Origin of the sequence: Hafnia sp. (assembly GCF_036648275.1) — a bacterium.
GTDB classification, from domain to species: Bacteria; Pseudomonadota; Gammaproteobacteria; order Enterobacterales; family Enterobacteriaceae; genus Hafnia; species Hafnia alvei.
In genome coordinates, this window is sequence record NZ_JAVXIQ010000009.1 from 18,373 (window position 1) to 43,764 (window position 25,392).

Annotated in this window: 28 protein-coding genes; 1 reads left to right on the forward strand and 27 read right to left on the reverse strand. The window is 48.8% G+C overall.

From position 1 onward, the window contains the following. Positions 1-9 precede the first annotated feature (9 nt). A complete protein-coding gene (locus RSC70_RS10320; RefSeq protein ID WP_130998083.1) occupies positions 10-1,011 on the forward strand; it encodes a fimbrial protein in 1,002 nt (333 codons plus the stop codon). A 265-nt stretch (positions 1,012-1,276) separates the two neighbouring features. On the opposite strand, the gene RSC70_RS10325 is transcribed toward RSC70_RS10320, so the two are convergent. The 27 genes from RSC70_RS10325 to RSC70_RS10455 form a co-directional block, all read right to left on the reverse strand. Then, positions 1,277-1,540, reverse strand: a complete 264-nt coding sequence (locus tag RSC70_RS10325; protein WP_071889956.1) for a FaeA/PapI family transcriptional regulator — start codon at positions 1,538-1,540, stop codon at positions 1,277-1,279. Positions 1,541-1,668: 128 nt separating this feature from the next. Continuing rightward, the gene (locus tag RSC70_RS10330; protein WP_332542354.1) at positions 1,669-2,370 is read right to left on the reverse strand and encodes a LuxR C-terminal-related transcriptional regulator; all 702 of its coding nucleotides are present in this window, start codon (positions 2,368-2,370) and stop codon (positions 1,669-1,671) included. 19 nt (positions 2,371-2,389) lie between these two features. Continuing rightward, positions 2,390-3,052, reverse strand: coding sequence for an EAL domain-containing protein (locus RSC70_RS10335; protein ID WP_227741619.1), 663 nt, complete (start codon positions 3,050-3,052; stop codon positions 2,390-2,392). Then, positions 3,049-4,776 (reverse strand): PglL family O-oligosaccharyltransferase, encoded by a 1,728-nt coding sequence (locus RSC70_RS10340; protein WP_332542355.1) that lies wholly within the window; start codon positions 4,774-4,776, stop codon positions 3,049-3,051. Before RSC70_RS10340 ends, RSC70_RS10335 begins: the two co-directional genes overlap by 4 nt. A gap of 63 nt (positions 4,777-4,839) precedes the next feature. Then, positions 4,840-5,370, reverse strand: coding sequence for a fimbrial protein (locus RSC70_RS10345; RefSeq protein WP_063585755.1), 531 nt, complete (start codon positions 5,368-5,370; stop codon positions 4,840-4,842). A 50-nt stretch (positions 5,371-5,420) separates the two neighbouring features. Further along, the gene (locus tag RSC70_RS10350; protein ID WP_040046797.1) at positions 5,421-6,044 is read right to left on the reverse strand and encodes a fimbrial protein; all 624 of its coding nucleotides are present in this window, start codon (positions 6,042-6,044) and stop codon (positions 5,421-5,423) included. Positions 6,045-6,055: 11 nt separating this feature from the next. Next, on the reverse strand, positions 6,056-6,778 hold the full coding sequence (locus tag RSC70_RS10355) for a fimbria/pilus periplasmic chaperone (protein WP_025800498.1): 723 nt from the start codon (positions 6,776-6,778) through the stop codon (positions 6,056-6,058). A 4-nt stretch (positions 6,779-6,782) separates the two neighbouring features. Then, positions 6,783-9,338: an outer membrane usher protein gene (locus tag RSC70_RS10360; protein ID WP_332542356.1), complete on the reverse strand. Its 2,556-nt coding sequence runs from the start codon at positions 9,336-9,338 to the stop codon at positions 6,783-6,785. A 187-nt stretch (positions 9,339-9,525) separates the two neighbouring features. Further along, the gene (locus RSC70_RS10365; RefSeq protein WP_234618921.1) at positions 9,526-10,053 is read right to left on the reverse strand and encodes a fimbrial protein; all 528 of its coding nucleotides are present in this window, start codon (positions 10,051-10,053) and stop codon (positions 9,526-9,528) included. Between the two features lie 151 nt (positions 10,054-10,204). After that, positions 10,205-10,750 (reverse strand): fimbrial protein, encoded by a 546-nt coding sequence (locus RSC70_RS10370; protein WP_025800496.1) that lies wholly within the window; start codon positions 10,748-10,750, stop codon positions 10,205-10,207. A gap of 788 nt (positions 10,751-11,538) precedes the next feature. Beyond that, positions 11,539-12,588, reverse strand: a complete 1,050-nt coding sequence (gene cobT / locus RSC70_RS10375; RefSeq protein WP_332542357.1) for a nicotinate-nucleotide--dimethylbenzimidazole phosphoribosyltransferase — start codon at positions 12,586-12,588, stop codon at positions 11,539-11,541. A gap of 35 nt (positions 12,589-12,623) precedes the next feature. After that, positions 12,624-13,172 (reverse strand): bifunctional adenosylcobinamide kinase/adenosylcobinamide-phosphate guanylyltransferase, encoded by a 549-nt coding sequence (cobU, locus tag RSC70_RS10380; RefSeq protein WP_332542404.1) that lies wholly within the window; start codon positions 13,170-13,172, stop codon positions 12,624-12,626. Next, complete coding sequence (locus RSC70_RS10385; RefSeq protein ID WP_332542358.1) at positions 13,172-14,713, reverse strand: cobyric acid synthase; 1,542 nt, start codon at positions 14,711-14,713, stop codon at positions 13,172-13,174. The genes cobU and RSC70_RS10385 overlap by 1 nt, the downstream gene beginning before the upstream one ends. A 9-nt stretch (positions 14,714-14,722) precedes the next feature. After that, a complete protein-coding gene (locus RSC70_RS10390; RefSeq protein ID WP_332542359.1) occupies positions 14,723-15,553 on the reverse strand; it encodes an ATP-binding cassette domain-containing protein in 831 nt (276 codons plus the stop codon). Continuing rightward, positions 15,550-16,227 (reverse strand): energy-coupling factor ABC transporter transmembrane protein, encoded by a 678-nt coding sequence (locus tag RSC70_RS10395; RefSeq protein WP_332542360.1) that lies wholly within the window; start codon positions 16,225-16,227, stop codon positions 15,550-15,552. The genes RSC70_RS10390 and RSC70_RS10395 overlap by 4 nt, the downstream gene beginning before the upstream one ends. After that, positions 16,214-16,495, reverse strand: coding sequence for an energy-coupling factor ABC transporter substrate-binding protein (locus tag RSC70_RS10400; RefSeq protein ID WP_040046791.1), 282 nt, complete (start codon positions 16,493-16,495; stop codon positions 16,214-16,216). The genes RSC70_RS10395 and RSC70_RS10400 overlap by 14 nt, the downstream gene beginning before the upstream one ends. Position 16,496: 1 nt before the next feature. After that, the gene (locus tag RSC70_RS10405; protein WP_332542361.1) at positions 16,497-17,225 is read right to left on the reverse strand and encodes an energy-coupling factor ABC transporter permease; all 729 of its coding nucleotides are present in this window, start codon (positions 17,223-17,225) and stop codon (positions 16,497-16,499) included. Between the two features lie 140 nt (positions 17,226-17,365). Continuing rightward, positions 17,366-18,079, reverse strand: a complete 714-nt coding sequence (locus RSC70_RS10410; RefSeq protein ID WP_332542362.1) for a cobalt-factor II C(20)-methyltransferase — start codon at positions 18,077-18,079, stop codon at positions 17,366-17,368. Continuing rightward, positions 18,079-18,870 carry a sirohydrochlorin cobaltochelatase gene (gene cbiK, locus RSC70_RS10415; protein ID WP_063585762.1) on the reverse strand — a complete coding sequence of 264 codons (792 nt, stop codon included), beginning with the start codon at positions 18,868-18,870 and terminating at the stop codon, positions 18,079-18,081. The genes RSC70_RS10410 and cbiK overlap by 1 nt, the downstream gene beginning before the upstream one ends. Next, on the reverse strand, positions 18,867-19,682 hold the full coding sequence (locus RSC70_RS10420; RefSeq protein WP_332542405.1) for a cobalt-precorrin-6A reductase: 816 nt from the start codon (positions 19,680-19,682) through the stop codon (positions 18,867-18,869). Before RSC70_RS10420 ends, cbiK begins: the two co-directional genes overlap by 4 nt. A gap of 34 nt (positions 19,683-19,716) precedes the next feature. Beyond that, positions 19,717-20,442, reverse strand: a complete 726-nt coding sequence (locus RSC70_RS10425) for a precorrin-3B C(17)-methyltransferase (protein WP_025800485.1) — start codon at positions 20,440-20,442, stop codon at positions 19,717-19,719. Further along, positions 20,442-21,551, reverse strand: a complete 1,110-nt coding sequence (locus RSC70_RS10430) for a cobalt-precorrin 5A hydrolase (RefSeq protein WP_332542363.1) — start codon at positions 21,549-21,551, stop codon at positions 20,442-20,444. Before RSC70_RS10430 ends, RSC70_RS10425 begins: the two co-directional genes overlap by 1 nt. Beyond that, positions 21,532-22,305, reverse strand: a complete 774-nt coding sequence (locus tag RSC70_RS10435) for a cobalt-precorrin-4 methyltransferase (RefSeq protein WP_282814532.1) — start codon at positions 22,303-22,305, stop codon at positions 21,532-21,534. Before RSC70_RS10435 ends, RSC70_RS10430 begins: the two co-directional genes overlap by 20 nt. Then, positions 22,298-22,867: a decarboxylating cobalt-precorrin-6B (C(15))-methyltransferase gene (locus tag RSC70_RS10440; RefSeq protein ID WP_130933563.1), complete on the reverse strand. Its 570-nt coding sequence runs from the start codon at positions 22,865-22,867 to the stop codon at positions 22,298-22,300. The genes RSC70_RS10435 and RSC70_RS10440 overlap by 8 nt, the downstream gene beginning before the upstream one ends. Continuing rightward, positions 22,857-23,459, reverse strand: coding sequence for a cobalt-precorrin-7 (C(5))-methyltransferase (locus RSC70_RS10445; RefSeq protein WP_063585766.1), 603 nt, complete (start codon positions 23,457-23,459; stop codon positions 22,857-22,859). Before RSC70_RS10445 ends, RSC70_RS10440 begins: the two co-directional genes overlap by 11 nt. Further along, positions 23,456-24,631 carry a cobalt-precorrin-5B (C(1))-methyltransferase CbiD gene (gene cbiD, locus RSC70_RS10450; RefSeq protein WP_103009093.1) on the reverse strand — a complete coding sequence of 392 codons (1,176 nt, stop codon included), beginning with the start codon at positions 24,629-24,631 and terminating at the stop codon, positions 23,456-23,458. Before cbiD ends, RSC70_RS10445 begins: the two co-directional genes overlap by 4 nt. Further along, complete coding sequence (locus tag RSC70_RS10455) at positions 24,628-25,272, reverse strand: cobalt-precorrin-8 methylmutase (RefSeq protein WP_282808044.1); 645 nt, start codon at positions 25,270-25,272, stop codon at positions 24,628-24,630. The genes cbiD and RSC70_RS10455 overlap by 4 nt, the downstream gene beginning before the upstream one ends. Positions 25,273-25,392: the final 120 nt, after the last annotated feature.

Sequence of the window (25,392 nt, forward strand, 5' to 3'; positions counted from 1 at the left end):
AGGTGATAAATGAAACACGCTTTATTTTCAAAACTTGATGCAAAACGCCTGCTACCACTTGCGGGATTATTGTTCGCATCGTTTCATGCTTCTGCTTTTGATTGCGTTGAATACGGCACCAATGTTGTCGATAAACCCGCTATTGATATTGGCGAATTAGCTATCCCCGCTAACGTTCCCGATAAAACCAAAGTGTGGGAGTCTAATCCGATTACGGTTACCGCCTACTGCGACAATAACGTTGAGTCAAACGTAAGAGACTATGTCACTTTCTATTTCAACCCAAAATCTATGTCTCTCGGTCAAGGACTGAGGCTTGGGGTGACTTATGAAGGAAAAGATCTTGAGCAAAACGGACAAGGATTGCAGGTGCCTGGTGGCGGTCCTGTTTATAAACCCGGCTACGGTACTCCGACCTCTAAGATCGTGACCGTTACTTTCCGCCTTTATATTCGTGTAGACGGTAAACCGCCAGCTTCAGGCCACTATCAGGGAGCCGATCAATTTGTCGTATTCCAGCTCGATGGCGCCGGTGGGATAAACTTTCAGCCTAAGGCTAAAAATCTCAAATACTCTTTATCAGGTTTAACCGGAACACGTTTTTTAAGCTGCGGTGCGCAAATAAAGCTCTATCCAGAAAATCAGAATCTCGACTTTGGTGATATTGACCGAACAACGCTCAGCAGCGGTAGCGTACTCTCAAAAGAATTTAGCGTAAAAGCGGTAAAGGAAGGCGGATGCCTAGAAGATTTCTCCTTAACCTCTGAGTTCTCAACAACTGAACCCCTGCTGGATAGCACACATATTAATTTAAATAACGGCGTAAAACTCAGTTTCACGGATCAAGATAGTAAAGCCGTCGAGTTCAATAAATATACTAATTTTGGCAGTATGAAAGGTATTACTGAGTTGAGTAAAAATTACAAAGCCAGTATTTCAGTGATACCAGGACAAACGATCAAAACAGGGCCTTTCGTGGCAACGACGATCGTTAAAGTCAATTACTATTAACTGCATTTAGAAAAATCCTAATATTCTATTTTACTAAATGATATTTTTAGATTAATAAGTAGAAACGCAGACGAGGTTCCCCTCATCTGCGCTATTATTAAAACATATATTAAATTCATCTGCTGATTATTAGGATTTTTCCATTGCAAAATGCCGCAAAAATACTCCGTACATAAATATGTTCGGAGAAATGGAAATGCGACAGTCTACCCGCTAAAGGAATAAGTGCAAAAGTTAATAATCAACGATGGGGTCTAGCTCTAAATTAGCGGGTTGGAATACACCAGCGTAGAGAATTGCTACGACCAGCTCCTCCTTGATAGCAATTTACCTTGCCTTCACCGACAAGCTGCAATAGCCAGTGGCGTGTAACATAAATGCTTTCACCACTTTCTTCTGCAACTTCTCTGGTTTTTGGCCAACATGATTCAGGTAGATAAGGGTCTGTACTGCGAGTTTCCCCCATTCTGATTGAACATATTTTACCCAGGTTCATGTAGATTCTTTCTTTCTTCGTTAATTTATCCATTTCCAACTCCATTGACTCGTTATCGTTGAACGTTATGTGTCTTTGTTGTTGCTACCGCATGTGCGGCAATTCTACCGTCCCTGGCGGATACTTCTCTCATCGAGGATGAGGGTCCAAACTCAATTCCATTAAAGCGCGACAGTATGAATTAATTCCTCTTGCATACGATGTTTATTATTCAACTCAATCGCCGGCGTGTTTAAATAAAAAAGGCGGCGACGGCCAGAGACATAAGTGAGTCTCTCTTCGTAAAGTTTCATCAAAGCCAAAAGCTCTGCATCGCTATTCAAATTAAATTTATGCATAACAGAGCGTTTATGACTGCTGATGGTTTTAATATTTAATGAAAGTATCCATGCGATGCGTTCAACGCTAAAACCTAGGCATATATAACGCACTACCTTCTCTTCCTGAGGAGAAAAATAAAGCGCTTGGCATTCTTGGCAGTTGCGCACTCTTTCTTCCCCTAGTTGTGCATGCTTCCATGCCTGTAACAGTTTGAGACTCAACGAATTCAAAGTCTCTTTACGGCTGATAAACAGCACGCTTTTCAAACAATCAGGTAGCCGTGACAACGGTGGCTGCGCTGCTTCACTGCATACACCAACCAACAACGAATTTGCCTTTCGATGTAATAACTCATGGTGACAAACTTGAGCACCACCATTTTGGAATATCTTTACTACAATATCGGAAGCAACCAAGTTCTCTTGACTGGTTTCGAGTAATTCAAGCGTTCCATAATCACTTGAAGCAAAGTTTTTCTTTATAAAATGCCACAGCCCTTCACGGTAGAAGGCATTATCATCATCAATCAAAACTCTAATCATCTTGTCACCCGGAAGCTTATTATTGGATTATTGTTTCTGGCCAAAGATAGCCTTGTAAATGGCTAGCACCTGAGCGAGCAGCAATATCCCTATGCTGTAAAGTTTCAATACCTTCAATTAATACGTTAGATGTTATTTGATAACACCTTTTAACTAGTTGATTGAGCTCGAGTGGTGAAAATTGAGTACGCCAAAAGGCGTACTTATCAATCTTGATGCCATCAAAGCAAAAATTAAGCTCACACACCGTAGATAATAATGGTTCATCAAGATCGTCGAGCCAAACGGCTATATCACGTTCACGCAATCGCTCAAGGTTATTGACTAGCTGTGCTTTGTCTACATCATTCAGCCCAACTAAATTCTCTGGATCCTGTAGTTCAATCACTAACTTTTGTTCTGGAGATATCTGAATTTTATTTTCTAACTCCGAGCCCAACAGATCGCGAACAGATAAGTTTATAAAATAATGGTATTCCGCAGGATTACTCGCCACCTGTTTAACCTGTTGGTTGAAAATCGAAATTAATATATTTTCTGGTGCATGCTGAAAGTAATATTCAGAATCAACATCCTCGGTAAAATAGCTAAGCACTTCATACCCAATAATCGAGTCTGTTTTCAATTCAACGATAGGCTGAAGTTTAATTCCTGCTGGCGACTGATGGTCAAACATAGTCATTCCACCTCCCTTGACGTAATGGCTATCGAGTTTTGAAAACGAGGATCATGAGAAAATATTAGGCTAGCCTCATGGCGTTGTTTTTCTGCCTCATCTGCTTTATTGCTAAAATTCAATATGGCAATACGATAGGCATATACATTTTGATCAACATGGTGTGAAAGATAGTGCTGCGACCACGTGATATAGCTCTGTAATATCTTAGGGTCACGGCTGACGTTATATTGCAAAAGCTGGTTCACCTGACGATCATATTCAATGCGTTCTTGAAATATCCAAGGCTGCCAAAACTGTTGCTCTAATCGAGGAAAATCAATATTTACCTGTCTTAACTGTAGCTGTTCCGCCTTAGTCAACAGCACTTGGGTTTGTAATGTTGAAAGCATGATTCCAAGACCACCACACGCCCCGATCAGGGATACTGCTCGAATGGTCCCCGCAATCTTGGGTTTCGTTATCACACGCGGCTTAGAAAGCGCCGAATCCGTTAGACTCAACAACAATAAGAAAATCAGCCAGTGCCCTGTGGACATATAAAACGGATATTCCAACTGGGTATGCACCGCGAAAGGCAACATCAGAAGCCATAGCGTAAACAGGCTTTTATCCGTTTGCCGCCAAGCCAATACCATTAAGCGAAAATAGGCGATAGCCAGAAAAATATATCCCACCAGTGCCGCAACACCGCCCTCAACCCAGCCAAATAACAGCTCGTTATGTGGGTGGGTAATAACGCCCATTCCGGTTATCGGTGGCGTCATGCCAAGGGCGAAATGGGCAAAGCTGTACTCGAAACTGCCATATCCCCACCCAAGAATCGGATGGTTCATAATCATCGCCAGTGTAATCTGTAAGATTTTCCAGCGTTCCAGATTTGAACCATCATGAGAGACGGGTATAACCAGCTCAGCACCGACTAACAGCGTATAACCAAGCAAAATACCGCTGATAATTAAGCCGATAAATGCAGTCGTCCGACGTGGCTGATTCCTTACGCGTAATAAAAAGTTGATCAGCACAACGGCTATCGCACCGATATAGCCGGCACGCGACTGAAGCAAAACGAGCATCGCGGGCAACAAAACCAGCGCAGCCAACTGCTGTAGATGTATTAGCCGATGAACAACTGAACTTACTTTGCTTCTGATGTTCAGCGATTGGGGCAAATAAAGCAGATGCAACGAGCAGGCCAGCCCCGTGGCCATAAACGAAGCCATCACATTGACCTGACGAAACACGCCGGTTGGCCTAACGCCCTCATCACCCAACGCCATCAAACCTGAGAGTGGAGGCAGCAGAGTGAGCTGAATAAACCCGATGACGCTCTGCACCAACGTCGCAAACAGCAAGAAATTAAGCAGCAAGATGCGCCAGCGAGAGCTAAAGCGACATTGTAATAAGGTGAAATAAAAAATTAGCCCTGCCACTACACCTGCCATTTGCAGAAGTGCCTCTTTCAGCCATTTTTCTGATGTATAAAACAGAGGAAGTAACAGCAATAAAATGCCGATAACAATTAAATTGGATGTGGTTGTCGTAATAATGGATTGATGGCGATTAAACAGCCAATAGGCAAGAACAGATAGCGCAATAAACACCCAAGCAACAATATTTCCCGGCACTCGTAATCCGCTTCCACCCATACTTGGAATAAAGACGTGCATCGCCAATGCTAAGTAAATTAGCAGCATGACTGAAATGGCTTTTCGGTTAATCACTTGCATTCTTTACTCTTAATAACGCTTTACGCTATATCGATTGGAAACACCTTTCGATAAATATATCGACTAGGGATATTCAAGATGAAATTCTGCCGTAGTATTAAAGTCCCCTTCTGTAATGCTGTGGTCGGCAATACTTTTTGGTGACGCCTGTAAAAATGCAGCGAACTTAAAGGAGTTGGCGCCTTGAGTCAGGCTGTACTTAGCCGAACCCGTATTCAGTGGGATAAGCGTAGATGGGTTTTGAACATCACCAGATATCGACTCTATGCCGATTGCCAAACCTTTAACCTGAGCACTTTTTAAAGAGAGATACCCTTTTTGATCGCTATCTTCTGCGCCAATAAAAGACACCAACACCGTTTTCGAAATTGAAACGTCACAATTTTTAAGACCAATGCTGAAAGGTTTAGAGTCAGAGCGACCTGCTGAATAAAATGTCTTAATCGCAGTAACACCAAAATCCACACTCTGCCCATCAGAGTTTATGTCAACCTCACAAGGCTCACTGACGACTTCACCATGAAAGTTAATATCTATCGTTGCCCATGAAGTGCTTGAAAATAGCGCTAAACATAGCAAGGCTAAAAACTTCATATTTATTTTCCTCAGCATAACTACGAGCGCATATTTCTGATTAAAATGCTTTACTGGTACGAAATATTTAAATTAACCGTGGTATGAAATTCACCTTCGATCAGTTCTTCAGGAATTCGCTCCAGCATGGCATGCATCACTAAATCCATATTTCCTTGAGACATGATCAACGGCTCGCTATGTTCGCCGGGGATCAACTGACGATGTCTGTCATCTTCCAATCGCAAACCAACCCCTCGTGCTGAGCCAAATATCTTCATCAGATATTTATTATTGTCACTCTCCACGCCATTCACGGTGATATAGGAAACCAACTGTCCAGGAAGATAGGTGATATTGCCGCCGTGCATATTGTCTCGCGGTGAGTTGCCCACTACGCCGCAGTCTTTCAGTCGGATATGCACCGCTACGGGATCGGTTCGATTTCCCACCCGATTCAAACTCACACGGGAAATCGTTCCTAAATTCACCGATTGTTCTTTCGATTCCATTTCCAGTACGCAGGTCGGTTCCGTTAATGCGCCCTGTACTAGGAGCTCGCCATGCATACCAAAAACATCCCAGCCATCAATGTCTTCTGCATTAGCCAATCGCAGATCCACTGCGGTGATACTCCCTGAAAACAGGAAGAGCCACAGCGTTGTGCGAGCAAACTTTAGACATGAAGTACGCATAGCATTCACCACTAGCCTTGGTTGGCAACGGCACGGCACTCGCTACCATTACAGGTAAATTTCAGTTCAGGACGACCGCCAAAATCGTTGATATAGGTGACATATGGCGTGGCATAAACTGGGGAAACCGCCTTAAGCGTCGATTTTGGCGGCACCATCACAGGACGAAAATCATTTGCTGAATCCGACTTCGCCTGCCCAGAGATACCAATCACGGTGAGGTAATAAGGCGTTGGGTTGTGGATCTGATATCCATCACCGACTTTAGTCAGCACAACTTTTTCCTGCCAAATCACATCTGAATCGATCGCGATCGGCGCTGGTCGATAAAACAGTTTGATCTTGGTTTGCAACGCAATCTGCATCACGTTTTGTTTAGTACTACGCGGCGGGATTTCACGTACGTTGAAATAGAATACAGACTCGCGATCCTGTGGAAGTTTGGCAACCCCAGCCATAGCATTGATTCGGATCTGGCTCTTAGCACCAGGTTCAACGCGTTGAACAGGCGGCACAACCACCAGCGGGTCGGTGATCTTCTGACCATTACTATCTTCCAACCATGACTGTGCCAAATAAGGCAACTGAGTATTATCGTTGCGAATATTCAGGCTGATCGACTTTTGGCTACCGTCAAAAATAGCGCGAGTACGATCGAGAGCAATGGCTGCATCGGCTGCCTGAGCAGCCAGTAACAAGACGAAGCCTAATGATAAAGTTTGTTTTAATTTCATAATGTTATTGCTCTTCATGGATGTTATTTGTCGGTTCTAAAGCAGCGCTATCTTTCGCTACCGTGGATGTTTGGCTTTGCGCTACCGCATGACACGGCAAAAGCAGTTGCTCCTGATCTCGCAAGGTTTTAGGAATGGATATTGCGCACTGTGCTGCGCCATCCCATAACACGTCGAGTGACTCCCCGCCCTGTAGGCCGGTTAACCAGGCTATGCCGCCATCACCTACGATCGCCAATTCCTTGCCTTCACTATTTCTTATGCTGGCACCAAACGGTGGGTGGCTCCCATCTGCCAGTGCCAGTACCGCCAGCGCTTTCGCACCTTTGATTACGCCAAATTTACGGTAACCAATTGCCCCGTCGGTCAGCGCTGAGTCCACTACGGAGCGGCTAGAATCCACGTCGTCGGCCATTTTGGTTAAATCAATGCTGGTTGAATTACGGTAATAGCTGTTCATATCCGTAATCACCCCAATGCCGTAACCGTTGGTATGCACGCGGCCACCGTTAATCGGAACGCCACCAACGCCTTCGGTATCCACCATCAAACGCGTACCTCCGCTGATCCCGCCCGAATGTAACGCGGCACCTTTCGCCGTAATCGTGGCACCACCCTGCATCGTCATCCCCGCCGAGCTATAGTTGCCCTGCGAATAGGCGGCGTTGGCGCTCATATCAGCGAAATCGCCGCGATGGCTGTAGTAGCCATTAAATTGTGTACGGGTGCTCTCATCGCCGCCGCTGCTTATCCCTGTTGATACTCGGTAGTTATTGTTGTTATCAACACGGTCGTAATAGCTCACGTTCTGGCTATATCGATTGTTGCTGTACTGGCCGTCATAGCCGATTGATGCAGAATTCCCCATCGGAATAGATAGGCTCACAAATACCGCATCGTCGTTGCGTTCGTTAATCTTGCTGCGCGTGGCTGAAACGTTGAGAGACACATTTTTCAGTGAAAATAGGCTCACATACGTGCTTCCAGACAGGCTATACCGGTCATCCGTTGGCTGATCCCAATAGGTCTGGTGGCTATAGCTGAAGTAAAAACTCAGTCCCACTTCGGAGAAGTTTTTGTTCGCCGTGATGGTATAAAGCTCTTTATCGTGGCCTGAGTTTTCCTCGTGATAGCGCGCATCCAAGAATTCGCCCATCGACATATAGTCACGCTCGGAGAAGCGATAGCCCGCAAAGGTCACTTCACTATCGTACTCATCAAAACGTTTGGAATAGCTCAGACGCCATGACTTTCCTTGACGTTTCTCTTCTCCGGGTAAGCGCGCAAAAGACTGCGTCACGTCAGCAGAAACAGCCCCGAGCAAGAACAAGTCGCGCCCAATACCCATCGACGCCGAATTGTAATCACCTGCAAGAATGCTACCGCCATACAAAGACCAACTATTGGCAATCCCCCATGAAAACTCACCGGTTGCAAAAGTTGGACCTTGTATATGATGTTCGTAGGTTGACGGACGCCCCATCGCAAACTTATAACGCACCATTCCGGGGCGGGTCAGATAAGGGATCGTCGCGGTATCAACCTGAAATGTTTGAACCGTCCCATCCTGTTCCTCAACCTTTACGTCAAGCTTACCGGTCACTGCGCTACTCAAATCTTGAATACGAAATGGACCCGATGGCACCGTGGTTTCGTACAGCACACGTCCTTGCTGAGTCACCACAACCTTAGCGTTCGTTTTAGCAATCCCTGAAACTTCCGGTGCATAGCCACGCAATGCAGGAGGCAGCATTCGGTCATCGCTGCTTAAAGACATCCCGGTATAGCGCCAAGAGTCGAAAATACTGGATGAGAGATAGTTCTCCCCCACCGATAGCGTTGAACGTAGCGCCGGCAGCGCGCGATACATATAAACGCGGCTCCAATCCATATTGTGCTGGCTGCTCTGTGATGAGCCTGAAGCACGGCTATAGCTGCCCTGATAGTCACCACGTAAACGCCAAGCACCTGCGTTAGCCCCCACGGTTCCGCTTATGCTGGCATTTTGGCTATTGCTACCTTCATTAGGGCGACTCATCGAAGCATTCAGGTTGTAGTCCAGCAGCAAACCGGGGATGCCTTCATCCCAACGTGACGATGGCACCCAGTTCGGATCGCTGTACTCGATCCATGCCTGTGGAACAGAAAGCTGCAAACTTGAGTTCGATAAATCGCCACGAACTGTTGTGCCATCCAACTGACTGAAATCCGCACACTCCCCTTGATGCCAGTAGGTCACTTTATTTAAGGCGGCAGGCTTCAATCCCAATTCACTGACTATTTGCGGTGAAACGCAGGCTTCGCTGCTGTCTGCCTCGTTATCACGCGGGTAGTAATTAAAAGGATACTCACCCACGTTTTGGTCATTTACTCTCAGCGCTAACTGATACAGACCAGGCAAGATATAGTTGGCTTTTGAGAAACGAGAAAAGTCGATATTTGCCTTATCTGCGGTATCTAGCATATCCGTATTAAATTCCACGGCCTTGCTGGACATACTGGTGCTAGCCAATGCAAACGCCATGGCCAAACTGATTTTATTGATATGGAATGTAGACATTACCGTCTCTATTATTTTCTAGCCCAGATGTACCAAACAAAAACAGTTCTTACAGAAAACCATTCACCAAATGTGCGCATAACATGAAGATAAAAATCTGCCTGAAATTCGTTTTTATGCGCAAACTCCCCTTACCCAATATGAGGTAACGATGAGGAGAGTAATTATTTTTCTATAAAATCTTTTTTTATAAATATTCCACTTTGAACTTCACAATAACGCTGTAACTCCCAGCGCGTAATTCGTGCTTATTTCGCTGAATCGCCAGCTTATAATTCAAATCCATCGACCCCACATTCAGTGGAATATCCGGTAAGGCTTTCCCCGGCACAATAGTATTGCCAGCCTCATCTTTTAGTATCAGACCAATCCCGCTGGCCTCTCCATGAATACTGAGTAAATTGGCCGTATCGTCTCTCACCCCATCAAACGTGAGGTGTACGCTTTTAAAATCAGGACGCAAATTATCCTGAGAAGTCAGTTCACAGTTTTCCAATTTGATGACAAATGCTTTTTCAGGACCTTGCCCAGTACGTGCAAGCTCGCTAACGGGCAGAGTACCCAAATCAATAACCTGCTCTAATGATCCAGAAGATATGCTGCATGCGGTTGCCACTAAGGTGCCGCCCATTCTGACGCGCCCTTGCTGAACATCCATAGCTCCCGCCGTTGTTACAACTAAAACCATAAAGGCACAGAGCGTACGGACCACCATGCTATCTCTCCTGCTAAACCACTCTCTGGAAATAAGGGCGTTGTCATCAACGCCCTCATCCATGACCACAACATAATTTTTAAATAATCTTTCCTGTAATCAAGCACTCAGCATTCTCAGTGCAGTTACAGTTCCAATCATTCAAGAACAATTAGTTGTAAGTAATCACGAAGTCAGTCTGGCTGGTGAAATCACCTGCGGTGATAGCAGAACCTGAAGCACCTGTTGCCTGCACGTAGGCAGCAAAGTCAAGTGAGTTATCGCCTTGAATCAAGGTCTTAACTTCAGTTTCTTTACCCAGTTCGAAATCTTTACCGTTAGCATCGGTAATACCAACACCCACGCCTGATGCTGTGCTGCTGACAATACCTAACAGGTTGCTTGAACCCTTAGCGCTAGTACCGTTGAAAGTAATAGAAGCTTTAGGTGCAGCACCGCCGCTAACGTCGCAGCCAGTCAGCTTGATGTGGAAATCAGATGGAGTTGATTTAGCACCGTCTTTCAAGGCTTTAATTGCAATGGAACCCAGATCGATAGTCTGGTCGCTGTTATTAGGCGCGATTGAACATGCAGCATCAACAATAGAACCGTTGAATTTAATAACACCGTTGCCGCCTACTGTGCCTGCTGCATTAGCCGCCGCAGACGCAATACCCATAGTCATAACCAATGCCACAGCTAATTTATTCATTTTCATTTTTGTTTCCATAATTTAGATAATAAGAGATCCTTCGCCAGTAAAGGCGAAAATATCCATAATGTATTTATTCCCTGTGAAATTTTATTTTGTGGTTTTCAGATAAATATATTTATTAATTTATCTTATGCAAACAGGAGATTAAGCCATAACACCAGTTAAAAATTTCACTTCCCAGATAAAAATTGTGTAATCCGTACTCATATCTGGCTCCGGAAATAATAATTCCGACATTGTCATAAAAAAACAAAAATTTACACTAATAGGTTAATACGACAGTTTCACCTAAATAGGATAATTCCTATGACTTATGCGAGCTACTTTGTCGCACATTGAAAAGTTGCGATATATAATCTTTTAAAGAAAGATATTATAAAAAGTTAAATTTTATAAAGTGTAAAAATCCGGTGTTTAAAGCTAAAAACCACTGTTTTTGATCAAATCAAAAACAATAATTAAACATAAATGCAACAATGGGAGATGAAATACATATGTTGCAATAGGATTAATACCAAATAATAAATTTTATTGTTTTTAATAAACGTTCCTAATTCTGCAAATAGTTTTTTTACTTCCCGAAAAATACATTGATTTTCCTGCCAATTAGGCCTATTCGCGCTAGTAGCATGATTATTATTTTATGGAAATATATCTCTCAGGATTTGCGATGTTATAACAAAAATAATGTTGTGAAATGGTGGTGAAGCGGTAAGGAATTTACGAAGGGAAAGTGCGGCAGAGCCCCTGTACCAGAGGGATACAGGGGAAAGTGAATGTTGAGAGGAACGTTAAGCGGGAAGAACTATGTTGCTATCAGCCAAGCTGCCAATCTCGTTATAGGCTGCACATGCGGCGTCTACGATATGCATGGCAACAGCCGCGCCGCTGCCTTCGCCCAAACGCATTTCTAGCTGAAGATAAGGTTCAAGTTTCAGCTGTTCTAACGCAATACGGGCGCCTTTTTCTGCAGAAAAGTGAGAAGGGATCAGATAATCGTGAACCTGCGGTGCAATCTGGCAAGCAACCAGCGCCGAGGCGTAAGAGAGGAAGCCATCAAGCACCACCGGAAGCCCCGCTGCCGCAGCACCTAACATCAGCCCTGTCATACCCGCCAAATCGAAGCCTCCAACTTTAGCTAACACATCAATTCCATCGTCTGCGTTTGGCTGATTGCAGGCAATAGCACGGCGCACCACGCTAACTTTGTGCTGAAGTTGGTCGCTCGGGAAATTGGCTCCAATGCCGACAACGCGTTCCGGGTCGTTATCCGTCATCACACTAACAATCGCGGCGGCAGGGGTGGTATTCGCTATTCCCAATTCGCCGACACCGAGCAAGCGCACGCCACTCTCTGCCTGTTGCATCGCCAGCATTGCCGATTTAACTAATAGAGTTTCTGCCTGCTCACGGCTCATCGCGGCAGTTTGGGCAATGTTTCCACACCCTCTCCCCATACGCATATCAACCGCGCCAGGGATCGGATCGCAGTCAATGCCCGCGTCAACAATCACCACTTCGGCACCGGCATGTTTTGCCAATACGCAAACGCCCGTCACGCCATGCACCATATTCTGGGCTTGAATCGCCGTCACCGCGCGCGGAGAAACCGCCACGCCTTCTTCAAAAACGCCATGATCTGCCGCCATCACAATAATTTTCTTCTGCTCTACATTCACCGAATCTTCACCGAAAATACCGGCTAGCTGCACGGCTAACTTCTCCAGACGCCCCAAGCTGCCTGTTGGCTTTAACAGACCATCGAGTTTTATCTGGGCTTTACGCATCGCGTCTTGGTTCAGTGGTTTAATCTGAGCAATAATTTGTTCTAATGTTTGCATGGTTGTCTCTGTTGAAATGTAAACGACCGGAGTTATCAGCCTTTTATTTTTACTTCAATTCCTGAAATGACGAGGTAAACCTGCTGCGCCTGAGCTGCCAGCCGTTGATTGACGCGCCCGGCAATATCCCTAAAACGTCGCGCAAGCAGGTTATCCGGCACAATGCCCATCCCAAGTTCGTTGGTAACGATATAAATGGGAATATCACTTTTGCTACATGCCAATATCAGCGCGTCGATTTGCTGATGTATGCCTTGCTCAAGCGCGGTGAAATCCATCTCTTCAGCGGCCACGTTGCCCGCCTGTTCAAACAGCAAATTGGTGATCATCGTCGTGATGCACTCAAGCATAATGGCGTTACAGCCTTCGCCTTTCTCACTCACAACGGCGTCCAGATCGCGATAGCCTTCGTGCGTTATCCACTGTACCGGACGCGTTTGCCGATGGTTCTCAACCCGCTGAGCCATCTCGTCATCGGTTATCACCGAAGTCGCGATATATAGCACCCTTTCGCCACGTTGAGCGGCCAGTTTTTCCGCCAGCGTACTTTTCCCACTGCGCGCCCCGCCGGTAATCAAAATCATCATTGGCCCACCTGCTCAGCAACGTGTTCACGCATGATGCGATACACTGCGTCGATATCAATATTCTGGCGCATTGCCGCAGCCAGCAGATCAAACTGTTGATCCCTAAAAGCCTGATACTGGAATGCTTCTCCCACGAGCGGCGCTAAACCTTTGCGTTCTCGCAGCGCGTTCAACAAACTACGCGTGAAGTCGTCTGAATCGAAAATGCCGTGAATGTAAGTGCCGGCCACCGAACCATCGGGGCTTATTGCCCCCTCACATTGATTGATTTCTTCGCCGTTACGTTGCTGTAATAACGTCAATGGTGACGCCTGCTCACCGAGCTCGGTGTGCCCCATATGAATTTCATAGCCCGCTAACGTATGGTCTTGGCAGGCAGCAAAAATACCGCTTAACACAGGCTGAACCTTGCCAATTACGCGGGTAGTCATTTTTTGGTGTGAAAATTTAGTTTCGCAATCCAACAGCCCAAGCCCCGCCATCTGGTCAACGCCGGATTCCACGCCATCAACAATATGCCGTCCTAACATCTGAAAACCACCACAGATGCCTAGCACCGGCGTGCCTTGCTGATGCGCAAGCAAGATTTGATGCGTCAGGCCGCTATCGTGTAAATAGCGGAGATCGCTTAAGGTGTTTTTACTACCGGGTAAAATCAACAAATCGGGTGCGCCCAGTTCATCACGATGCGTGACATAGCGCAGCCGCACATCCGACTGTGCATTGAGCGCATTAAAATCGGTGAAGTTAGAAATATACGGCGTTTGGATCACCGCGATGTCCAACACATTCTCATTTTGCTGACGATATTTGCCTTTTTGCAGCGCAACGCCGTCTTCATCTTCCAACTGCACATCGATCCATGGCATCACACCGATCACGGGCACGTGAGTCAGCTCTTCTATCTGACGCAAACCCGAAGTTAATAAACTCACATCGCCGCGGAATTTATTAATAATGACGCCTTTTACCCGCGCCCGTTCAGCAGGTTCCAGCAAGGCCAAGGTGCCATAGATGGAGGCGAACACCCCGCCACGGTCGATATCGGCCACCAGAATAACGGGAACATTCACTTTCTCGGCCATCCCCATATTCACAATATCGCGATCGCGCAGATTGATTTCCGCGGGGCTGCCCGCGCCCTCCAGAACCATGATATCCACTTCATCCGCAAGGCTGTGATAGACCTGAGCAATCTGCTCCAGCAGTTGTGGTTTGAATTCGTGATAGGTCACAGCGTCCATCTGATCGGCCACTTTTCCCATCAGCACCACCTGCGCACGACAGTCGCTGGTTGGCTTGAGTAAAACCGGATTCATACGCACATCGGGCTCGATACCCGCCGCTTCGGCCTGAAAAATTTGTGCTCGGCCCATCTCGCCGCCATCAGCGGTAATCCCTGAATTCAGCGCCATATTTTGAGATTTGAACGGTGCTACACGATAACCGTCTTGATGGAAAATACGACACAGCCCAGCAACCAGAACACTTTTACCTACGTCCGATGCGGTGCCTTGCACCATGATGGATAAACCCATGATATTTTCCTATTTAACCTGTTCTGGCATGAATTCCGGCTTGAAAGCAAACAGCTCATGCTCGGTTTTAAACAACGGCAATCCCAGCTGCTGATGCATTTTCACCAGCCATGGTTGGACTAATCCCGCACGTTGTAACATCTCGCGCTGCAGGAAAACCTCATTCTCGCGGCCTTCACTCAGCAGTTTTCCCTGTGCGAGAACATACAGGTAATCGCAAACTTCATAAATTAAATCAATATCGTGGCTGGAGATCACCACGCGTTTACCCTGAGCTACAATCTTCTGAATAATATGAATCATCTGCTGACGGCCTGAAGGGTCAAGTCCGGCGGTCGGTTCATCCAACAGCAGATAATCCGCATTCATTACCAAAGCGCCTGCAATCGCCACGCGTTTTTTCTGCCCGTGACTTAAATACTGCACCGGTTTATGGCGAAAGCCGAGCGCGTCCACCAGCGTTAGAGCCTGCTCGGTGCGATGACGAATGGTGTCTTCATCAACGCCAAGATTGCGCAGGCTGAAGGCAATATCGCTGTCGATATCGGTATAAAAAATTTGCTGGTCTGGCTCTTGAAAAACCATCGCTACCTGCTGACGCAGTGCACGAAGGCTCCGTTTGTCGTAGCTCAGTTTTTCACCCTGCCACATCACATAGCCCTGCTTTGGCTGTAATATTCCCAGCAGGTTCATGAACAACGTAGACTTCCCGCAGCCGTTGGCACCTAATAAACCGGTTACCTGACCGCGATTAAAATCCAACGAGAGATCGTGCAGCACGGTCTCCCCGTCCTGATACTGAAAACTGAGGTGCTGAGTGACAAGTCCAGAAGTGCTCACAGATGAAAATCTCCGTTGTACAATTTAACTTCTAACGCGATGCTCATCTGCTTATGACGCTCCATCACGCGTGCCAGCAACATGCCGACTAACATCGACAACGAACGGTAGCCCGTGCGCAACGACACATAGCCAAAACGCAGTGACTGAGCGCGATGAATAGCAGCGGCTTCCTCAATAAAAATGAAGATAAAGCGGTAGGTCAGCAGCACTTGTTCAATCAATACCAGCGGAAGATGGCTGCGCTTGAGCAGACGCACCCACTGGCTGAAAGGCGTGGTTAGTACGAAGAGGTACGTCGCCGATAACGCCGCCAAGCTGCGACACAGCGTATTCATCCCCGTGATTAATCCACTGCGCTCAACGCCCAAGGTCAAATGGCCGATGTGAACGCTATACAACAGCGTATCCGCCTGCCACGAGAACGACAGCACCACGCCCAGTAGCCCAGTGAACAAAAATGCCAACGGTACCGCCAGCCAGCGGAGATAACGCCGTACACCCACACGCAATAAATAACAGGTGAGTCCGGCGCAAAACAGCAGCACGCACAGTTGGACCCACGGGGAACCCAACAGTGCGGTCAGCAGTAAAACCAGATACAAGGCAAACTTATGCTCTGGTTTTTTTTGGCTCCAGCGGCTGCCGTAAGAAAGCTTATCAATCTCCAGCATGAACGGTGCGACGCCCTCGGTAATAGCCCAAGATATAGAAAATCACCGCGGCACCGAAGGAGCCTTGCAGCGTGAACAATAGGCTTTCTATTTCACCGCTTGCAGGTTCATACAGCGGCTCAAACCACGGTTTATAGCTAGGTGCCATTTGAGCAATCACGCCTTCGGCCTGATCGTCTGAACCACCATATTCGCCGCCGTGATTAATGAAGAAAGGCAAAACGGCCAAAGCAATCACCAGAAAGATCAAAATCAGCGTTTTTTTCATTTTAAAGGCTCCTTGCAGCAATCAGTTGGCGCTTGCATAGTTGGTCATAAATCAGCACGGTTAACAGCCCTTCAGCAATAGCGATAGGCACCTGCGTCAGGCAGAAAATGGCCATAAATTTGGTTACCGATGCCATAACGCCTAGTTGAGGATCGGGGAAAGCTAACCCCAACTGTACCGACGTCACAAAATAGGTCACTAAATCAGCTAATGCCGCACACAGGAATACCGCTACATCACGTCGCATTCCTGCTCGAGTCGCTAATTTCCATACCACGTAGCCCGCCATCGGCCCGATAACCGCCATCGACATTCCATTCGCGCCAAGCGTAGTCAAACCGCCATGCGCCAAGAACAGGGCTTGGAATAGCAAAACAATAGCGCCGAGCACCGAAACCACCCACGGGCCAAACAAAATCACGGCTAAACCCACGCCGGTTGGATGCGAACAGCTGCCTGTTACCGAAGGAATTTTTAGCGCCGACAGCACAAAAATGAAAGCCGCACATAACGCCAGCAGAACTTTTTTATCGCTGTCATCGCGTACGATGGCTTTAAGACGCGTTGCCCCAATCACTAAACAAGGCAAGAACATCAGCCACCATGCCAAGGCCCAAAAAGGCGGTAAAAAGCCTTCCATGATGTGCATAGCAAATGCGTCTTGTGGCGCGAGCGTCAGCAGAACCGCCAGCGCCATGCCGTAGAGCGGGAGTTGTTGGAGGTTTTTCATTTTTTATCCTTAGTTAAAGACCCCACCCCAACCCTCCCCTTCGCAGGGGAGGGAGCTGTACAGAGTTAATAGCAACCTCGGAGTGCTCCTCCCCCTGCGAAGGGGGAGGCTGGGAGGGGGTTAATCACCCATAGGGGCATTCAGCTTGCCCGATTCACCAAAATCGTCGAAAAGTACGGGAGTTTGGTGTCTTCGTGGATCTCATCGAGATGATGGAAACATTGCTCATTCGGCAGCGATGCTTCAGCCATCAAAATTGCATGGTCGAGCAATCCCAGACGACGCAGCATTTCGCGTATCTGAATAACTCGGCCATACACTTTCATCATCACCACGCATTCATGGTTAAGCAGCGCTTGTTCAAGCTCATCTTCAGGTGCAGTACAGGCCACCACCGCCATAGACTGCTGCTCCATCGCCAAAGGAAACTGGGCGCGGGCGGCAATGCAGGCAAACGAGGTCACGCCGGGTATAATTTCGATATCCACGTACCCGCGTAGGCGTTCCAGCAAAAACACCCATGTGCTGAACAGCATGGCGTCACCCAGCGTAATAAAACCGACCTGAAGCCCTTGCTCTGCGTCCGTTTGCATCTCCTGCGCAACGGCGTCCCATGCGGCGCTTTTTTCTCCTTGATCGGCGCTCATCGGGAAATGGCGCTCTTTGATGTTGAGCGTAGGAGATAAAAATTCACGCACGATAGACAGCGCAAGACTATCGCCCCCTTTGCGCCCCGCGGGGGCATACAGCACATCCAGTTCACCGAGTTGCCGCGCGGCACGAACGGTAATCAAGTCGCTGCTGCCAGGACCGGTGGCAATCGCCCACACTTTTCCCTTTTTCACATGGCTCATCAGGCCGCCTCCTCTGCTTGGTGTAAAACATCGTGTAAGTGCTCAACAAACATTTGTTGGATAAGTGGATTTTCGCCCAGCCCTTGCAGCCACGGCGTGGCTTCAATACCGGCCTGAGCAAGCTGGGTTTTCCACGAATCTTCATCGTCAGAGGCCATATCGTTAATGGCGTGATCGCCAGCCACCAGCATTAGCGGCATCAAATGCACACGGCGCACGTTTTGTTGCTGTAAACGCGTCACCACATGGTGAATTTCGGGATAGCTCTCTACGGCCCCCACCATCGCGGGGATCTGGTGGATCATCAGCATATGATCGAGGCAGGCGTAAGCCGCAAAGGCATGATGCGTCGCACCATGACCCATAAATACCACGCGCTCATCTTCAGCTAGAGCAGGCATCTGTGATTTCATAGCCGCAATCAACTGCTCAAAATCGTCATGGCTACTCAGTAACGGCACGCCGATACGCAGCCGTTTAAACATCCCTGCATGAGCGCGTACCTGAGTCACAACCTTTTCATATTCATCGCCGTTGATGATGTGCAATGACTGAATGACAACGTCCTGATAGCCCTGCTCGGCCAAACGCTGCAGCGCCTGATTTGGGTTATCGATTTGCATTGCATCTCGCTTCGCCAACTTGCGAATAATCATCTCAGACGTGAAGGCGCGGAACGCATCGCGATCGGGACAGGATTCCGCTAAACGACGCTCGCAGGCATCAATGGTTTTCGCTCGTGTCTCGTGATAGCTGGTACCAAAACTGATAATTAAAATGGCTTTTTTCATAGGTATTGGCTCTTTTTATTCTGTAACCAGTCGGCTAGATAGGGTTCAAGTTCAGCCAGAGAACTCACTCGAATCTGCCCTTCAGTCATAGGCTCTGAAGGGCGACAAATCACGATGCAGGGAATATTCAGCGCCAAACAAGGAACGACTTTTTGCTGATATCCCCCTTCTGCACCAGACTCTTTGGTGATCACCACGTCAGCCTGACAATGCTGATAAGTTGCCTGATTCATCTCGGCGCTAAATGGCCCCTTCAGCGCCAGCACGTTATCTACGCCCAGCCCTAAATCCTGACACTGCAACAGGACGTCCGGCGTCGGTAATACGCGCGCAAAAAGGGTTTTGCCCGCCAGCAAACGCACAAAGTCAGTCAGCTGTTTGCTGCCGGTGGTCAATAGAACCCGCTCACCCAAACGATGTGCAACCACGCAGGCCTCTTCCACGCTCGCCACTTTGTGCAGCAAAGGATGTTCTAAAACATCAATTTCGCTAGGGCGTAAATAGCGCAACAGCGCAATGTTCTGAGTGGCGCAGGCGTGTGCGATATTGGCGCTTAACACGCCCGCGTAAGGATGTGAGGCATCAATAACCTGCGTAACCCTGCGCGCTTGCAACCATTCGCTCATCTGCGCGGCATCCATGCGCCCTACGATAATTTCACCGTTGATATTTCCCGCCAGTTCGCGCCCCGCCTCGGTTGCCACGGAAAGGCTGTAACTCAGCCCCATCTCATCAAGACGCTGACAAATATGGCGCGCATCTGACGTACCGCCAAAAACGTGCAGCATGGGTTTGCCTGCCGCTGTGGCCATATTGGCCTCGGGCGCATTGCTGCTCGAAATAGCGTTATAAAACATAGCCGCGCGGCGTAATCATCAAGCCGTCCTGACAGTAGGTGGTTTTATTGCCGACGATCACCAGACTGGTCATATCGACATTTTCAAAGTCCATCTCACCGAAGGTTGTTAGCCACTTCTCCTGCTTTTTACGCCCCGCTGCTTTGACCACTCCCACCGGCGTGCTGGCGGCGGTGTAAGGACGCATCAGGTCGAAGGCGCGAGCAAGATGATCAGCGCGGCCACGGCTGCGCGGATTGTAGAAACAGATAACAAAATCGGCCTGCGCAGCGGCAATCACGCGTTGTTCAATCACCGGCCACGGAGTAAGCAGATCGCTCAGGCTGATATGACAGAAATCGTGCATCAGCGGCGCACCCAGCAGCGATGCCGCAGCGGTACTGGCGGTTACGCCAGCAATCAGCTTGACTTCAACGTCCAGCTTTTGCTTCGTCACCAGCTCAAGGATCAGTCCAGCCATGCCATAAATGCCCGCATCGCCGCTGCTGATCAACGCAACTTTTTTGCCTTGTACCGCAAGATTCAACGCTTCCTGACAGCGCTCAATCTCTTTACACATGCCCGTTTTGATCACCTCTTTATCGGTGGTCAGGGCTTTTACTAAGTGGGTGTAAGTTTTGTAGCCCACGATAATATCTGCGTCACGAATAGCTTCGATGGCTTCCAGCGTCATCATGGACTGACTACCTGGACCAATGCCGATTACATATAACATCAGAGAGTTTCCTGAAGGGTTAGAGCCAAAGTAAGGGTGACTCCCTGCTCTCGCAGCGTCTCCCCAATGATTTCTCCGCCGCCGTACTCTTCGAGTAGCAGACATGCAGCAGGTTGAGATACGCAGCCCACGCCGACGGTTTGACGCACAAAATCCGAACACGGGAAGCGATGCTCATGCACGCGCAGCGCTTCAGGCGTAAACAGATGGAAAGGTACGCGATAGCAATGCGCCAGCTGTTGTAGCGCGGCTTCATCCTGTTTCAACGTAATGCTACCGATGGCGCGGAGCGCGAGTGGATCGATATGAAGCTCGGCAAATTTCTGCAATAGCAGCGGATGTAGCGTGGCAAACGGCGTATCTCTACGACACCCCACGCCGAGTACCACGCGCTTAGGCACCAGTTGGTAAACCGGAATCGCCGTTGGTGGCAGATCCGAGTGATAGCTAATGCATACCAGCGCAGAAAGATCGGGCAATGAATGAAGATCGGCTACGGGAATAAATCCACGTTGATCGTACTCGGTGAGTTGCACGTTAACGCGCGGATCAAGCCATAGCCCGACGCGATCGCCACTCACCAGCATTTGATTCACGCTCTTCACCGCATGCCGAAAATCCGCGATCTCCGCATCGAGCTTTTGTGCTAATAGATCCAGCGCCGCAACGCCGTTTACGTCGGTTGAGGTGGTGATCACCGGATCGGCGTTAATCAACTCGGCGATCTGCTGAGTGAGCCGATTCGCGCCGCCCATATGCCCTGAAAGCAAACTGATTGCATGTTCGCCGCGCTCATCAAGCACCACCACCGCAGGATCGATGAATTTGTCCTGTAACAGCGGCGCAATCACCCGCACTACGATCCCCGTTGCGCCGATCACCATCAGCACATCAAAGCGTTTGAACGCCTGCGCCATCGTTTCGGCAAAGGATCCGCTAAACGGTGTGAAACCGGGCGATAGCAGCTTTTCGCTGGTAAAGCATTCGCTGATGGTGGATAGCTGTGGTAGCAAAGGACGCAGGCGTTGTGCCAAGCGAACGCCACCCGGCGTCAGGCAAAACAACGCCAGCGATTCCACCTTCATCGGCTCAGGCCTGACGGTATTCATGGCTAAAGCCTGCGTCATACAACTTGGAGTAGTGGTATTCATCACCAAGGAACGCGCCCACCAGAATTAGCGCCGTTTTTCGAATACCTGCGTTGCGCACTAAGGGCGCAATGGTTTCCAAGGTGCCGCGTACCGTTTGGTGATCTGGCCAAGTGGCTTTGTAGACCACCGCCACCGGCGTGGTTGCCGGATAGCCGCCGCTCAGCAGGCGCTCCACAACATCACCAATATCTTGTACCGAAAGGAAAATCGCCATCGAGGTTTGGTGCGCAGCAAAGGATTCTAATGACTCACGCTCAGGCGTTGGCGTGCGTCCAGACATGCGGGTGATCACCAGACTTTGAGAAACTTCAGGCACCGTATATTCCACGCCAAGCTGTGAAGCGGCTCCTAAGAACGAACTCACACCCGGGACCGAGCTAAAACCAATACCCAGCTTGCCCAACTCTTCGCCTTGCTCACGGATAGATCCGTACAACGACAGATCGCCGGTTTGTAACCGCACCACCAGTTTTCCTGCACGAATGCCTTTATCCATCAGATCGATAATCTGCTGAAGGTTGAGCCCTGCGCTATCGTGGCATTCTGCCTGCGGTTTGCAGTAATTCAGCAAATCGTGATTTATCAGCGATCCCGCAAAAATCACCACATCAGCCTGCGATAAAATTCGATGGCCTTTCAACGTAATAAGCTCAGGATCGCCCGGCCCTGCACCGATGAAATAGACCTGTGCGCGATCGATAGACTCAGCCATGCGTTTGCTCCTTACGGCAGGAAATCAGATAAGTAGGATTGTTAGGTTTGAAATAGTGACCGCTGCCCAGCGCGGTAAGGCGAGAGATCTGAATCAGGCTACTTTCCAGTTCAACCACCGCACGGTTTTGCAGTTGATTGAACGCCTGCTGGTAGTTTTCCAGCAGAATGAAATTCATCACTAGGCTGCCGCCGTCGTTAAGTAATGCCAGCGCCCAATCAATGATGTCGGGGAGATTGCCACCGCTGCCGCCGATAAATACCGCATCGGCGCGCACGTCTAACGCCAGCGGCGCATCTGCCGCCACAATATCAATATTCTGACAGCCAAAATGACGGCAGTTTTCCTCAATCAGCGCCAGTGCCGCAGGATTGCGCTCGATGGCGGTGATATGCAGATCGGGATAGCGGAGTGCGGCTTCCAAAGAGACGCTTCCCGTTCCTGCACCGACGTCGATCAGACGTTTGGCAGTACGCAGATTGAGCCGCTCTAATGCCGCAAGGCGCACTTCCTCTTTGGTCATCGGCACTTTATGGCCGCGTAGAAACAGATCATCTTTCATTGAGGATCGCCACCACGTTCATTGCGTAAGCCTGCTGTACCTGCTGAGGTGGCAAAATATGAATGCGTTCATCGGGATAAGAGAGGTTTTCGCCAATCACCAGCGTCCGTTTTGCCCCACGACGTAGAATTTGCTGGGCGATTTGATACGGCCCCATGTGGTGGTCGGTCACCATCGCTACTTTTTCGTGCTGCAAAATAAAATCGAAATCAGGCTGTTTGCCGTGACAGCTGGTGATGTAGATATCGTTCATATCCACGGCGATGCGCGAGAACAGATACTGTATTGAGCTAATGCCCGACACGATATTGAGTTTTTCCAGCGGAAGATCTTGTATCAAGCGCTTGCCGATGCCGTACAGCATCGGCTCACCTGAAGCGAGAACCACGATATTGCGGTCAGCGTTATCCTGTAGCCACAACGCCATCTGAGTCAGATCGCTGCCGATGGCCAGTTTTTCACCATGAAATTCGTGGTAGGCACTTAAATGACGTGACCAGCCCACCAGCACGTCAGCCTGTGAAATTAATCTTTTTGCCAGCGGCGTGATGTAATCCTGATGCCCCGGCCCCATGCCAACAACGTGAATCATGAAGACTCCTTTTCGCAGAGAATTTCTTGGGAAATTTCGGTACGTAAATCGGCAACAATGTCGTTAACCGGGCGATTACTGCCGAGCACAATATTGTCGAATGAAAACAGCACCGCATCGCATTGCAGCGGCTGTACCGCAAAGCGCAGCATTTGATTGATACGCGCGCAAATTGCCTGCGCGATATCGTTATACACAGCCTGCAAGCCGTGCTGCTCTATCAGCTCCATCGCGGCTTCCGTCGTGCTGCATTCAAACACCGCTTGCAGTAATTCATGCGGAGCGCCCATCAGCGCGAGCCGCGTGACCAGCGTTTCCATGCGACCATCGGCAATATGGCTATGGGTATGAAAAATGCCGGCGGCCACTTTGATAAGTTTCCCTAAGTGCCCCACCAGCACCACGCGGCGAAAACCTAGGCGCTGAGTTTCTTGCAGCATATAGCCGACAAAATTACTCATAGTGACTACGCGGTCACCGCTTAACTGCATCTGTTCTTGTACAAAGCGTTCGCCGTGATTGCCCGGCACGAGGATCACGCTGGTCATCCCCTGAGCGCGCTTCATTTCAAGTTCTAAGGCCAGCGAACGTTTCCAGCTCTCTTCAGACATCGGGGTCACAATGCCGGTGGTGCCGATAATCGAGATCCCACCTAAAATGCCCAGTCGTCCGTTATAGGTTTTTTGCGCCCGCTCTTCGCCTTCTGGAGCAAAAATAACAATCTCGGCGCCGCGTTCAGGCCCGATAACTTCACGCACCGCTTCTTCAATGGTATGCAACGGCGTGCGGTTGATGGCTGAACTTCCCACCGGTAAACCAATGCCTTTACGCGTTACGGTTCCGACGCCTTCACCGCCGACAATGCTGATGCTGCCACTGTCGTTGAGCGCTACCTGAGCAAAAATCAGCATTCCATGCGTGGCATCCACGTCGTCACCGCCGTCTTTACGAATCGCCGCGCTGGCCTGCTGACCGCAAATCAAAGGCTGTTCAACGTTCAGCCGCAGCGTAACGCCCGATGGTGTAACGATAGAAACCTGATTGATCACCTGCTGGCGCAGCACCATCAGCGCAGCGACTTTCGCCGCCGCGGTGGCACAAGAACCGGTGGTGTAACCCTTACGATAGCTTTTGCCGTTATGCCACAGCGTATCCAGCCCGGTGTCACTCATTGCGCATCTCGCATGTGGTATAGAATGGCGTTAACAATAGCCGCGGCAATATTGCTGCCGCCCTTACGCCCTAAGGCTGCAATGCCGGGCAAATCGCTTTCTACCAGCGCTTGTTTGGATTCCGCTGCGCCAACAAAACCGACCGGAACACCAATGACCGCAGCGGGCGTCATCACGCCTTGTTGATGCAGTTCTAATAAGCGGAATAACGCGGTCGGCGCGTTGCCAAACACAAACAGCTTTTCTCCCTGATCCTGCGCGGCGAGATCCACCGCCGCCATCGAGCGGGTAATCCCCTGAGACTTAGCGATTGCGACCGCTCGCGGATCTGAGATATAGCACTGCCATTGGCACCCTAACTGCTCGAGCTGGGTTTTATTGATGCCTGAAAGCGCCATGGTGGTATCGGTGTAAATCGTGCAGCCACGGCGCAGAGCCTGCGTAATACGGGATAAAACATCAGGCGAAAAATGCAGGATATCCAGCCATTCGAAATCAGCGCTGGTGTGAACTGCACGTTTGATAATTTTTTCTTGCAGCTCATCGGCAAAACGGTAATCAGGGCGCTCGTCGGCGATGATCTGAGAAATGATCTCAAAGCTTTGCTGCTCAATGTTCTGGGGATTTTTGTTGTAGTTCATTGTTCATCCTGTGTGGTTGATCCAGCGTGACTTTCATATCTCTTTCTTTAAGGGCAATACCCCCTCCCGACCAAAAGGAGGGGGATATAGGTGAATTACCCCCTCCCAGCCCCCCCTTCT